Source organism: Komagataeibacter sp. SM21, assembly GCF_041402665.1.
GTDB classification, from domain to species: Bacteria; Pseudomonadota; Alphaproteobacteria; order Acetobacterales; family Acetobacteraceae; genus Komagataeibacter; species Komagataeibacter saccharivorans.
The window spans coordinates 99,937-112,205 of the sequence record NZ_JBGLOV010000002.1 but is presented as its reverse complement, the minus strand read 5'-3'; the positions used below and the strand labels follow the sequence as shown (position 1 = coordinate 112,205).

The window sequence follows — 12,269 nt, the reverse complement described above, 5'->3', positions numbered from 1 at the left end:
TGGTGGCCCGAGCGGCCTCTTGCGTTCTTTGACACGTTCTGACCGAGAGGATGGCCTGGCAGATGCAGGTTACTGAAACGCTTTCCGAAGGCCTGAAGCGCGGGTTCACCGTTACGGTGCCGGCAGCGGGAATCGAGAGCAAGCGCACCGCGCGCCTGAAAGAAGTTGGACAGTCCATGAAGCTGCCGGGCTTCCGCCCCGGAAAGGTGCCGATGAGCATCCTTCAGCAGCGTTTTGGCGAATCTGTTCAGGGCGAGGTTCTGGAGCAGGTCGTAAGCGAAGCGACCCGCACCCTGCTGGACGAGCGCGGCCTGCGTCCCGCCATGCAGCCGAAGGTTGACGTGGTGTCCGGCGATGCGCCCGGCAGCACGGACGACCTGAAGTTCACGGTCGAATTCGAGGTTCTGCCCGAAATCACCATTCCCGACCTGTCCACCCTGTCGCTGGAACGCCTCAAGTCCGAGGTGAATGCCGAGACCGTGGACAAGGCCCTGAAGGAAATCGCCGGTCGCCAGCGTGAGTTCGAGAAGGTCGAGGAAGACCGTCCCGCCGCCAGCGGTGATGTGGTGTCGGTTGACTTCGTCGGCAAGATCGACGGCGTGGCGTTCGATGGCGGTTCCGCCGATGACGTGAATGTCGAGATCGGCGGCGCGGGTTTCATCCCCGGTTTCGCCGAGCAGATCGAAGGCATGAAGGCCGGTGACGAAAAGGTGATCACCGTGACGTTCCCCGCCGATTATGGCGCGGAGCACCTTGCAGGCAAGGAAGCGACCTTCGACATCAAAGTGCGTGAACTCAAGCGCCCGATCGAAGCGAAGATTGACGATGATCTGGCCAAGAAGCTCGGCTTCGAAGGTCTGGAACAGGTCCGTGACCTGATCAGCAAGCAGGTCGGTCAGGAATACGAACAGCTTTCCCGCCTGCGCCTGAAGCGCGAGCTGCTGGACAAGCTGGCTGAAAAGACCGATTTTCAGGCGCCCCCCGCCATGGTCGATGCCGAGTTCGACCAGATCTGGTCCCGTATCGAGGAAGACCGCAAGGCGGGCCGTCTCGATGAGGAAGACAAGGACAAGGACGAGGACACGCTGCGCGCCGACTATCGCAAGATTGCCGAACGTCGCGTGAAGCTGGGCCTGCTGCTGGCTGAAATCGGGCGTGTGAACAACATCACCGTCACGCCGGACGAGATGATGCAGGCCGTCCGTGCGGAAGCTTCGCGCTACCCCGGTCAGGAACAGGCCGTGTTCGAGTTCTTCAGCAAGAACCCGCAGGCGGCTGATGGGCTGCGTGGCCCGATCTTCGAAAACAAGGTCATCGACTACATCGTCGAGCTGGCCAAGGTCGAAGACAAGGTCGTGACGCCGGAAGAACTGGCTGAAATGCCGGAAGCTGACGTCTGATCCGCTTCCGCGTCATAGATGGCCCATACGGCGCACGGAAGGTCACTTCCGTGCGCCGTATGTGTTTGCAGGCAGGTGATCGCGCGCAGATTGTGGAACCCGTTTCCGGCAAAAAGACAGGAATGGGGTGGTATCTGGCGTGTTTGTCTCTATTTTGTCATAAGCAACCGGGAAGGAGCCGACTGCATCCATAATGTCCGTGCGCCCATGCGGCGGGCAGGAAACGCGGATCGACTCCTTGCTTTTCAGGATCGGGAATATGGCTATGAGGGATCGGGATCCCGTAGAGATCTTCAATAATGCTCTGGTGCCGATGGTGGTGGAGCAGACCTCCCGCGGGGAACGGGCATTCGACATCTATTCCCGCCTTCTGCAGGAACGGATCATCTTTCTGACCGGACCGGTCTACGATCAGGTGTCGGCGCTGGTGTCCGCCCAGCTGCTTTATTTGGAAAGCGTGAACCCCGGCAAGGAAATCTCGTTCTATATCAACAGCCCCGGCGGCGTTGTGTCGGCCGGGCTCGCGATTTACGACACCATGCAGTACATCCGCTGCCCCGTCAGCACGGTGTGTATCGGACAGGCTGCGTCCATGGGGTCGCTGCTGCTGGCAGGTGGCGAGAAGGGGCGGCGATTCGCCCTGCCCAACGCCCGCGTCATGGTGCACCAGCCTTCTGGCGGGGCGCAGGGACAGGCCAGCGACATCGAGATCCAGGCCCAGGAAATCCTGACCATCCGCAAGCGCCTGAACGAGATTTACAACGAGCATACCGGCCGTACGCTTGAGGAAATCGAGCAGAAGCTGGAACGCGACAGCTACATGTCGGCGGAAGAAGCGCAGGCATTCGGTATCGTGGATGAAGTCGTCCGCCGTAACACGGCCCCAAAAACGGCGGAATAACCGGCAATCAGGGGAAGCGTGCACGCAGGCGCGCTTCCCGCCCGCAAGGGTTCGGGTCACCTGCGGCGTGCCGGGATGTTGCAGTCCGGCTGCAAGGTATGGAGAAGTTCCCCTCTGTGGGAATAGGAGCGGTTATGAATAACAAATCCGGCGATTCCAAAAATACGCTTTACTGCTCGTTCTGCGGCAAGTCGCAGCACGAGGTCCGCAAACTGATCGCCGGTCCCACCGTGTTCATTTGCGATGAATGCGTCGAGCTGTGCATGGACATCATCCGTGAGGAGCACAAGACGCATCTGGTCAAATCGCGCGATGGCGTGCCCACCCCGCGGGAAATCTGCAAGATCCTTGATGATTACGTCATCGGGCAGGGTCATGCGAAAAAGGTTCTCTCGGTCGCGGTGCATAACCACTACAAGCGGCTGGCCCATGCCCAGAAGAACAACGATGTCGAGATTGCAAAATCCAACATCATGCTGATCGGGCCGACCGGTTCGGGCAAGACGCTTCTGGCCCAGACCCTTGCGCGTATCCTTGACGTGCCGTTCACCATGGCTGACGCCACCACCCTGACCGAAGCCGGTTACGTTGGTGAGGATGTGGAGAACATCATCCTCAAGCTGCTGCAGGCCGCGGATTACAATGTGGAGAAAGCCCAGCGCGGCATCGTCTACATTGACGAAATTGACAAGATTTCCCGCAAGTCGGACAATCCCTCCATCACGCGTGACGTGAGCGGTGAGGGCGTACAGCAGGCGCTGCTTAAGATCATGGAAGGCACCGTCGCCTCCGTGCCGCCGCAGGGCGGGCGCAAGCATCCGCAGCAGGAATTCCTGCAGGTCGATACCACCAACATGCTGTTCATCTGCGGTGGCGCGTTTGCTGGTCTGGACAAGATCATCAGCGCGCGCGGCAAGGGATCGGGCATCGGGTTCGGGGCGGATGTGCAGTCCCCCGACGAACGCCGGATGGGTGCCGTGCTGCGCGATGTCGAGCCGGAGGATCTGCTGAAATTCGGTCTGATTCCCGAATTCATCGGTCGTCTGCCGGTCGTGGCGACGCTGGAGGATCTGGACGAAGCCGCCCTGATCGAGATCCTGACCAAGCCCAAGAACGCGCTGGTCAAGCAGTATGCCCGCCTGTTCCAGATGGAAGACGTGCAGCTTACCTTCACCGAGGACGCGCTGCGTCAGGTGGCCCAGCGCGCCATTGCCCGGCGCACCGGCGCCCGTGGCCTGCGCGCCATTCTGGAAAGCATCCTGCTGTCGACCATGTTCGACCTGCCCGGCCTGAAGAATGTCGAGGAAGTTGTCGTCAACAAGGAAGTGGCGGAAGGCAAGGCGCAGCCGGTCTACGTGTATGGCAAGAACCAGCCGACCGAACAGTCGGCCTGAGGCCCCCGGCGCGGCCTGGTCTCTCCGCTGAAATGGCACCACCGGGGTTGTGGTGGTGCGGCGTCGTGACAACATGAAGCTTTAAGGTTGTCGCATATGCGGCGCAACGGATGGGCAGGCCGCCAGGGCGGGTGTCCATCCGGGATCGTCCATCAGGAGGTCGAACATAATATGTCTGAAACTGACAGACTGAATCCCGTCCCCGAAGGGACGGACCCCATCGAAAACAAGGCAGCAGCGCAGGTACCCGCAACGCGCGAGCCCGAGGAAGTCGAAAACGGGCACGACACGATGGCCGTGCTGCCGCTGCGTGATATTGTCGTTTTCCCGCACATGATCGTGCCGCTGTTCGTCGGGCGTGAGAAATCCGTCCGCGCGCTGGAAGCCGTAACGCGCAGCGACAAGCAGATCCTGCTGGTCGCGCAGAAGAACGCCGCGCAGGATGATCCCACGCCGGATGACATCTATCGTTACGGTACGGTCTCCACCATCCTGCAGTTGCTCAAGCTGCCTGACGGCACGGTGAAGGTGCTGGTCGAAGGTGGCCGCCGCGCCCACATTACGGCGCTGCATGAAATCGATGGTCATTTCGAGGCCGAGATCGAGGACGTGCCGGAGCAGGAAAGCGACGGCAAGGAAGCCGAAGCGATCGGCCGTACTCTGATTGGTCAGTTCGAGCAGTATATCAAGCTGAACAAGAAGATCGCGCCCGAGGTGCTGGTCTCCCTTAACCAGATTGATGATCTGTCCAAGCTGGCGGATACCATTGCCAGCCATCTGAACCTGAAGATTCCCGAAAAGCAGGAAATCCTTGAAATTCAGGACGTGAACGCACGTCTGGAACGGGTTTTTGCGCATATCGAAGCCGAAATCGGCGTGCTGCAGGTGGAAAAGCGCATCCGTAACCGCGTGAAGCGGCAGATGGAAAAGACGCAGCGCGAGTACTACCTGAACGAGCAGCTCAAGGCGATCCAGAAGGAACTGGGCGAAGGTGAGGACGGCAAGGACGAGACCGCCGAGCTTGAGGAAAAGATCGCCAAGACAAAGCTGAGCAAGGAAGCGCGCGAAAAGGCGGTGGCCGAGCTGAAGAAGCTGCGGAGCATGAGCCCGATGTCCGCCGAATCGACGGTGGTGCGCAACTATCTCGACTGGATTCTGGGCATCCCGTGGAAGAAGCGTTCCAAGGTCCGTCATGACCTGTCGGAAGCCCAGCAGGTCCTTGATACGGATCATTATGGTCTGGAAAAGGTCAAGGAACGCATCATCGAGTATCTGGCCGTGCAGAGTCGCGCGCAGAAGCTCAAGGGGCCGATCCTGTGCCTCGTGGGGCCGCCGGGTGTTGGCAAGACCTCGCTGGCAAAGTCCATCGCCAAGGCGACGGGACGGCAGTATGTCCGCATGTCACTGGGCGGCATGCGTGACGAAGCCGAAATCCGGGGTCACCGTCGTACCTATATCGGCTCCATGCCCGGCAAGATCATTCAGGGCATGAAGAAGGCCAAGACCTCCAACCCGCTGTTCCTGCTGGACGAGATCGACAAGCTGGGCGCTGACTGGCGTGGTGATCCGTCCTCCGCATTGCTCGAAGTGCTGGACCCCGAACAGAACGCCACTTTTGGCGATCACTATCTGGAGGTCGATTACGACCTGTCGGATGTGATGTTCATTACCACGGCCAACAGCCTGAACATGCCCCAGCCCCTGCTGGACCGCATGGAGATCATCCGCCTGTCCGGTTACACGGAAGACGAAAAGGTCGAGATCGCGAAGCGTCACCTGCTGTCCAAGCAGACGGCGGCGAACAATCTCAAGCCGGGCGAATGGTCTGTTTCTGATGATGCGCTGCGGGAACTGATCCGCAGCTACACGCGTGAAGCGGGCGTGCGTAACCTTGAGCGCGAAATTGCGACACTGGCCCGCAAGGCAGTGACCGAAATCGTGACGGGCAAGGCGAAGACCGTGGCGATCACGGCTGAAAACCTTGAGAAATACGCAGGGGTGAAGCGGTTCCTGCACGGGGAGACCGAGTCGGAAGACATGGTCGGAGTCGTGACCGGACTGGCCTGGACCGAGGTGGGGGGAGAAATCCTGACCATCGAAAGTGTGATGGTGCCGGGCAAGGGCAACATCAAGCTGACCGGCAAGCTGGGCGATGTGATGAAGGAAAGCGTAGCTGCGGCCCTTTCCTACGTCCGCAGCCGCGCTGTTACGTTCGGGATCAGCCCGGACCTGTTTGAAAAGCGTGACCTGCATGTGCATGTGCCCGAAGGGGCTACGCCGAAGGATGGCCCGTCGGCGGGTATCGCCATGGCGACATCGCTGGTCAGCGTGATGACGGGCATTCCCGTGCGCCGGGAAGTGGGCATGACGGGTGAAATCACCCTGCGTGGCCGCGTGCTGGCCATTGGCGGGCTTAAGGAAAAGCTGCTGGCGGCCCATCGTGCGGGGCTGACGACCATCTTCATCCCCAAGGATAACGAGAAGGACCTGATCGACATTCCCGATGTCGTGAAGACCGCGCTGACCATCCTGCCGGTTTCCCATGTGGATGAGGTGATTGGTCAGGCGCTGGTGCACAAGCCCGAGCCGATCGAGTGGACGGAACCGGTAACACCGGCTGATACCGCAAGCACGGCAGCGCCTGCGTTGACGCATTAGTCAATATCGGGCAGAGGCTACGGCGCAGAATTGTCGTGCAGAAGGAGAATGACGGATTTCTCTGTCATTCCTCCAATTCTGTTGGTTGACGTGAGACAAAACAGCGGCATAGTGCGTGCAGAAATGCGGCGCGACTTTTGAATGATTGCGTAGGCGCACAGTACAAAGAAAGGCGTAAAATGGAGAAGCCACTTAACAAGCAGGAACTCGTTGCTGCGGTAGCCGAGGAAGCCGATCTGGCGAAGGCAAAAGCCAGCGAAGTGGTTGATGCGGTTTTCGGTGCGATCGAAAAGGCGCTGGCAAACAAGCAGGAAGTCCGTCTGGTCGGTTTCGGCACGTTCGTGACGGCTACCCGCAAGGCAGCCAAGGGGCGTAACCCCCGCACGGGTGAGCCGCTGGACATTCCGGCTTCCACTTCCGTCCGTTTCAAGCCGGGCAAGAACCTGAAGGAAGCTGTCAGCAAGTAAGGCTGACTGATTTTTCAGGAAAAAAAGAAGGGGCAATCCATTTTTTGGGTTGCCCCTTTTTTTGCAATCGCTTAGTAGGGTCGCGGGCGATTAGCTTAGCGGTAGAGCATCTCGTTTACACCGAGAGGGTCGGCGGTTCGATCCCGTCATCGCCCACCATATTCCCTCGTTCCGCATTGCGGGGCAGGGGCATACACCATGCGGGTGTAGCTCAGTTGGTTAGAGCGCCGGCCTGTCACGCCGGAGGTCGCGGGTTCGAGCCCCGTCACTCGCGCCACATGGTTATCCGGTTTTCCCGGCAGACACGCCAGACGCTTCAGCGCTGGCGTTTTTTTGTGCCTTCAATCAGGCGGTACACGGGAAAATGAGAACAATAAACCGTGCGTAAACAAATATTCACGCAATATTGACGTATCTGGTCCTGTATCTATCCTCACAGTAATGTTCCTGAAAGAACACGGTTAAGTAACTGTTCCCTGCACCACGTTGGGTCTAGCATCCCCGAAGCCACACATAAGTCGATAAAGACACGCAGATGGCTTCTTAACAGGTTGGGAACACGGAACATGCATCCCGTTATCACTGATTATTTGCCCGTGCTGATATTCGGGTGCATTGCGGTGGTCATCGCTGGCGCGATGCTGGGCAGTTCGCTGCTGTTTGGCCACCAGAAACCCTATGCCGAAAAAACGTCGGCTTACGAATGCGGTTTCGAGGCTTTTGATGATGCGCGCCACCGCTTTGATGTGCGGTTCTATCTGGTCGCGATCCTGTTCATCATTTTCGACCTTGAGGTCGCATTCCTCTTCCCATGGGCAATGAGTCTATCGCGGATCGGGTGGTTTGGTTTCCTGTCCATGATGGGTTTTCTGGGCGTTCTGGTGGTTGGCTTCATCTATGAATGGAGCAAGGGCGCGCTGGACTGGGATTGAGCATGACAAGCGGAGGCGCACCAATGGGCAACGATACATCCGGGCCTGGTCGGCCTGCGGACAGCATCGCCTGGAACCGTGAAATGCTGCCGCCGGGGGCGGAGCAGGACGCCGTAATCAAGGGCATCACGGGCGAGATTACCGAAAAGGGCTTCGTGGTCGCGAATCTCGACAAACTGGTGAACTGGGGCCGGACGGGCAGCCTGTGGCCCATGTCCTTCGGGCTGGCCTGCTGCGCGGTGGAAATGATCCACGCCTACATGCCGCGCTACGATCTGGATCGCATGGGCATCATCCCGCGCGGTTCGCCCCGCCAGTCGGATGTGATGATCGTAGCGGGTACTCTGACCAACAAGATGGCTCCCGCACTGCGCCGGGTTTACGACCAGATGGCCGAACCGCGCTGGGTCATCTCCATGGGGTCATGCGCCAACGGGGGCGGGTATTACCACTATTCCTACTCCGTCGTGCGGGGCTGTGACCGGATCGTGCCGGTTGATGTGTATGTGCCCGGCTGCCCGCCCACGGCGGAAGCGCTGATCTACGGCATCATGCAGCTTCAGAAGAAAATTCGCAGGACAGGGACAATACGCCGTGGCTGAACCAGCAAACACGTCCCCATCGGCGGTGGTGCCGTACGCAGTGTCGGGTGGGCTGGGGGCCATCACCTTCCATCTGTCCACACGGGTTCCAGGCATCATTTCCGCCGGTCTGGAAAAAGGCGAACTGGTGGTACGCACCACACGCGACCGGCTGCTGGCGCTCATGCTCATGCTGCGTGACGATCCGCAATTTGCCTGCCAGCAGGTGATGGACATTTGCGGCGTGGACTTTCCCGACCGGCCCGAACGGTTCGATGTAGTCTACAACCTGCTGTCCGTTACTCATAACCACCGTATCCGCGTGATCGTGACCACTGACGAGACGGCTCCCGTCCCGTCAGTGCACCAGATATGGCCCGCCGCGACATGGTGGGAGCGCGAGGCCTACGACCTGTTCGGTATCCTGTTTACCGATCAGCCCGACCTGCGGCGTATCCTGACCGATTACGGCTTCGAAGGGCATCCGCTGCGCAAGGACTTCCCGCTGACCGGATATGTGGAGATGCGGTACGACAGCGAACGGCGTCAGGTCGTCTATGAACCCGTCGATCTGGTGCAGGACTTCCGCAATTTCGATTTTGAATCGCCATGGGAGGGAATCCTGACCCTGCCGGGCGATGAAAAGGCGCATGCCAGCCGCCAGAACATGAAACGACAGGGGTAGGCGACAGATGAGCGACGTAACCCTTCGTAGCGATGCCGCTGTTCCCGACTCACTCCTGCCGGAGGACGATACCGGCGAAGTGCGGCGGCATGTGGTGGAAATTGATTCCCACGCGCTTAATTTCGGTCCCCAGCATCCATCCGCGCATGGCGTGCTGCGGCTTGTGCTGGAAATGGAGGGCGAGGTTGTCGCCCGTGCCATTCCGCATGTCGGCCTGCTGCATCGCGGCACGGAAAAGCTGATCGAATACAAGACCTATCCCAAGGCGCTGCCGTATTTCGACCGGCTCGACTACGTCTCGCCCATGTGTGAGGAGCAGGCTTTCGCGCTGGCGGTTGAAAAGCTGCTGGGGATCGAGGCCCCGGACCGCGCGCGCTGGATACGCGTCATGTTTGCCGAGATCACGCGCATCCTGAATCATATCCTCAACCTGACCTCCTTCGGGCTGGACTGTGGCGCACTGACGCCTGCGCTGTGGGGGTATGAGGAACGTGAAAAGCTGCTCGAGTTTTATGAGGCAGCGTCCGGCGCGCGTTTCCACGCCAACTATGTCCGTCCCGGCGGTGTCTCGCGTGACCTGCCCGCCGGGCTGGAAGAGCGCATCGCGGACTGGGCCACGACCTTCCCGCGCTGGATCGACGATCTGGAATCGCTGCTGACCAACAACCGAATCTGGAAACAGCGCACGGTTGGCATTGGCGTGTTCACGACCGAACAGGCGTTGGCCTGGGGGTTCAGTGGCCCATGCCTGCGGGCTTCGGGCGTGCCGTGGGATCTGCGGCGCAGCCAGCCCTATGACAATTACGCCAAGGTGGAATTCAACGTGCCGGTCGGCAGGCAGGGTGACTGCTACGACCGCTACCTGATCCGCGTGGCGGAAATGCGCGAAAGCGTCAGCATCATCAGGCAGTGTCTGGAACAGATCCGTCCCGGCCCGGTCAAGGTGCAGGACCACAAGATCACGCCCCCGCCACGGCGCGAGATGAAGCGGTCCATGGAAGCGCTGATCCATCATTTCAAGCTGTTTACCGAAGGCTATCACGTGCCGCCGGGCGCTACTTACACCGTAACCGAAACCCCCAAGGGGGAATTCGGCGTGTATCTGGTGGCCGATGGCAGCAACCGGCCGTATCGCTGCAAGATCCGGCCCACGGGTTTTTCCCATCTCCAGGCAATCGACGAGATGTCGCGGCGGCACATGCTGGCTGATGCCGTGGCCATTATCGGATCGCTGGATCTGGTTTTTGGCGAGATTGACAGGTGACCGACATGTCCGTCCAATCCGACGCGCCACAGGGCGCGGAACCGACCCATTTCGCATTTGATGAGGACAGTGAGCGCCAGATCGCCACGGTCCTTGCCAAATATCCGCCCGAGCGCAAGGCAAGCGGGGTGCTGCCGCTACTGTATATCGTGCAGAAACAGATGGGCCGCGCGACCGGCAGCGCGTGGATACCCCGCGTGGCCATGGATGTGGTGGCCGAACGGCTGGAAATGGCGCCGATCCGGGTTTACGAGGTCGCGACCTTTTACCTCATGTTCAACACCGCCCCGATCGGTCGGTATCACCTGCAGGTCTGCACCACCACGTCATGCTGGCTGCGTGGTTCGGATGATGTAACGGCGGCGTGCAAGGCGGCTACGGGCATCACCAGTTTTGGCGAAACCAGCAAGGACGGCCTGTTCACCCTGACCGAGGTCGAATGTCTGGGGGCATGCTCCAACGCCCCGATCCTGCAGGTTGACGATGATTATTACGAGGATCTGGACGGCCCGCGCACGCTTGAACTGATCGAGGCCCTGCGCCGGGGCGAACGGCCCACGCCCGGCCCGACCATCGCGCGCATGGCCTGCGCCCCGGCGGGTGGACGCAAGGTCCTGCGCGAAGATGCGGTGCAGAAGCCGCAGGGGCAGGAGTAAGGTCATGCTTCAGGACAAGGACCGCATCTTTACCAACCTGTATGGCCAGAATGACTGGAAGCTGGCAGGTGCCCGTGCCCGCGGCGACTGGGACAATACGGGCGCGATACTGGCGCGCGGGCGCGATGCCATCATTAACGAAATGAAGGCGTCCGGCCTGCGCGGCCGGGGCGGGGCGGGTTTCCCTACCGGTGTCAAATGGTCGTTCATGCCCAAAAAGAATGACGGGCGACCGCATTATCTGGTCATCAATGGCGATGAGTCGGAACCCGGCACCTGCAAGGACCGCGAAATCCTGCGCCATGACCCGCACAAGCTGGTGGAAAGCGCGCTGATCGCCTCTTTCGCCATGGGTGCGCATACGGCTTACATCTATATCCGTGGCGAATTCTATAACGAGGCCCGCCATCTCCAGCACGCCATTGACGAGGCATATGAAGCCGGACTGATCGGGAAGAACGCCTGCGGGTCGGGCTGGAATTTCGACTTTTATATCCATCGCGGCGCGGGCGCCTATATCTGCGGGGAAGAAACCGCCCTGCTGGAAAGTCTTGAGGGCAAGAAAGGCCAGCCGCGCATGAAGCCGCCTTTCCCGGCGGCGATGGGGCTGTATGGCTGCCCCACTACGGTCAACAATGTCGAAAGCATCGCGGTTTCAGCCACGATCCTGCGTCGTGGCGCGGCATGGTTCGCCGGGCTGGGGCGGCCCAACAACGCGGGTACCAAGCTCATGGCCATATCGGGCCACGTCAACACGCCCTGCGTGTTTGAGGAGGAGCTGGGTGTTCCGATGAAGGACATCATCGAAAAGCATGGCGGTGGCGTGCGCGGCGGGTGGGATAACCTGCTGGCGGTCATACCTGGCGGCTGTTCGGTACCCATGCTGCCGCGTGACGTGTGTGAAAACGTGCTGATGGATTACGACAGCCTGCGCGCCGAGGGGTCCGGCCTTGGTACCGGCTGCATGATCGTGATGGATAAATCCACCGATATCATCGCGGCCATCGCGCGGTTCTCCAAATTCTTCAAGCATGAAAGCTGTGGCCAGTGCACGCCGTGCCGCGAGGGCACGGGCTGGATGATGCGCATCATGGACCGCATGGTGCAGGGTCGCGCGGAAATCGAGGAAATCGACATGCTGGAGCAGGTCACCCGGCAGGTGGAAGGACATACCATCTGCGCGCTGGGCGATGCGGCGGCATGGCCGATCCAGGGGCTGATCCGCCGTTTCCGCCCGGTGATGGAAGAACGTATCCACGCCTACAAGGCGGCGCATGGCGGTAGCCGGACCGTACAGGTTCCGGCTGGCATGAATGAAGCGGCGGAGTAGG

11 protein-coding genes and 2 tRNA genes are annotated in these 12,269 nt (G+C 60.2%); all 13 read left to right on the top strand.

Going from position 1 to position 12,269, the window contains the following annotated elements:
* Positions 1 to 62: 62 nt before the first annotated feature.
* The 13 genes from tig to nuoF all read left to right on the top strand — a co-directional run bounded on the left by tig (position 63) and on the right by nuoF (position 12,268).
* A complete protein-coding gene (gene tig, locus ACBR42_RS02485) occupies positions 63 to 1,400 on the top strand; it encodes a trigger factor (RefSeq protein ID WP_102324158.1) in 1,338 nt (445 codons plus the stop codon).
* A gap of 265 nt (positions 1,401 to 1,665) precedes the next feature.
* On the top strand, positions 1,666 to 2,301 hold the full coding sequence (locus ACBR42_RS02480) for an ATP-dependent Clp protease proteolytic subunit (RefSeq protein WP_102324159.1): 636 nt from the start codon (positions 1,666 to 1,668) through the stop codon (positions 2,299 to 2,301).
* Positions 2,302 to 2,435: 134 nt separating this feature from the next.
* Positions 2,436 to 3,695, top strand: a complete 1,260-nt coding sequence (clpX, locus tag ACBR42_RS02475; protein WP_102323313.1) for an ATP-dependent Clp protease ATP-binding subunit ClpX — start codon at positions 2,436 to 2,438, stop codon at positions 3,693 to 3,695.
* A 171-nt stretch (positions 3,696 to 3,866) separates the two neighbouring features.
* Positions 3,867 to 6,353, top strand: coding sequence for an endopeptidase La (lon, locus tag ACBR42_RS02470; RefSeq protein WP_102324160.1), 2,487 nt, complete (start codon positions 3,867 to 3,869; stop codon positions 6,351 to 6,353).
* A gap of 179 nt (positions 6,354 to 6,532) precedes the next feature.
* The gene (locus tag ACBR42_RS02465) at positions 6,533 to 6,820 is read left to right on the top strand and encodes an HU family DNA-binding protein (protein ID WP_102323314.1); all 288 of its coding nucleotides are present in this window, start codon (positions 6,533 to 6,535) and stop codon (positions 6,818 to 6,820) included.
* Positions 6,821 to 6,904: 84 nt separating this feature from the next.
* Positions 6,905 to 6,979, top strand: a tRNA-Val gene (locus tag ACBR42_RS02460).
* A gap of 41 nt (positions 6,980 to 7,020) precedes the next feature.
* Positions 7,021 to 7,097: transfer RNA gene (locus ACBR42_RS02455), tRNA-Asp, on the top strand.
* Positions 7,098 to 7,386: 289 nt separating this feature from the next.
* The gene (locus tag ACBR42_RS02450; RefSeq protein ID WP_102323315.1) at positions 7,387 to 7,752 is read left to right on the top strand and encodes an NADH-quinone oxidoreductase subunit A; all 366 of its coding nucleotides are present in this window, start codon (positions 7,387 to 7,389) and stop codon (positions 7,750 to 7,752) included.
* A gap of 23 nt (positions 7,753 to 7,775) precedes the next feature.
* Positions 7,776 to 8,354 (top strand): NADH-quinone oxidoreductase subunit B family protein, encoded by a 579-nt coding sequence (locus ACBR42_RS02445; protein WP_102323316.1) that lies wholly within the window; start codon positions 7,776 to 7,778, stop codon positions 8,352 to 8,354.
* Positions 8,347 to 9,018, top strand: a complete 672-nt coding sequence (locus ACBR42_RS02440; RefSeq protein WP_102323317.1) for an NADH-quinone oxidoreductase subunit C — start codon at positions 8,347 to 8,349, stop codon at positions 9,016 to 9,018. The genes ACBR42_RS02445 and ACBR42_RS02440 overlap by 8 nt, the downstream gene beginning before the upstream one ends.
* A 7-nt stretch (positions 9,019 to 9,025) precedes the next feature.
* Complete coding sequence (locus ACBR42_RS02435) at positions 9,026 to 10,282, top strand: NADH-quinone oxidoreductase subunit D (protein ID WP_102323318.1); 1,257 nt, start codon at positions 9,026 to 9,028, stop codon at positions 10,280 to 10,282.
* 5 nt (positions 10,283 to 10,287) lie between these two features.
* Positions 10,288 to 10,938, top strand: coding sequence for an NAD(P)H-dependent oxidoreductase subunit E (locus tag ACBR42_RS02430; RefSeq protein WP_371207207.1), 651 nt, complete (start codon positions 10,288 to 10,290; stop codon positions 10,936 to 10,938).
* Between the two features lie 4 nt (positions 10,939 to 10,942).
* A complete protein-coding gene (nuoF, locus tag ACBR42_RS02425; protein WP_371207206.1) occupies positions 10,943 to 12,268 on the top strand; it encodes an NADH-quinone oxidoreductase subunit NuoF in 1,326 nt (441 codons plus the stop codon).
* The last annotated feature ends 1 nt before the right edge of the window (position 12,269 follow it).

What these genes read in the sequence shown, in the direction of transcription:
- ACBR42_RS02465 (WP_102323314.1), top strand. Translation starts at nt 6,533, where the DNA reads ATGGAGAAGCCACTTAACAAGCAGGAACTCGTTGCTGCGGTAGCCGAG.
- tig (WP_102324158.1), top strand. Translation starts at nt 63, where the DNA reads ATGCAGGTTACTGAAACGCTTTCCGAAGGCCTGAAGCGCGGGTTCACC.
- ACBR42_RS02480 (WP_102324159.1), top strand. Translation starts at nt 1,666, where the DNA reads ATGAGGGATCGGGATCCCGTAGAGATCTTCAATAATGCTCTGGTGCCG.
- nuoF (WP_371207206.1), top strand. Translation starts at nt 10,943, where the DNA reads ATGCTTCAGGACAAGGACCGCATCTTTACCAACCTGTATGGCCAGAAT.
- ACBR42_RS02435 (WP_102323318.1), top strand. Translation starts at nt 9,026, where the DNA reads ATGAGCGACGTAACCCTTCGTAGCGATGCCGCTGTTCCCGACTCACTC.
- clpX (WP_102323313.1), top strand. Translation starts at nt 2,436, where the DNA reads ATGAATAACAAATCCGGCGATTCCAAAAATACGCTTTACTGCTCGTTC.
- ACBR42_RS02445 (WP_102323316.1), top strand. Translation starts at nt 7,776, where the DNA reads ATGGGCAACGATACATCCGGGCCTGGTCGGCCTGCGGACAGCATCGCC.
- ACBR42_RS02430 (WP_371207207.1), top strand. Translation starts at nt 10,288, where the DNA reads ATGTCCGTCCAATCCGACGCGCCACAGGGCGCGGAACCGACCCATTTC.
- lon (WP_102324160.1), top strand. Translation starts at nt 3,867, where the DNA reads ATGTCTGAAACTGACAGACTGAATCCCGTCCCCGAAGGGACGGACCCC.
- ACBR42_RS02450 (WP_102323315.1), top strand. Translation starts at nt 7,387, where the DNA reads ATGCATCCCGTTATCACTGATTATTTGCCCGTGCTGATATTCGGGTGC.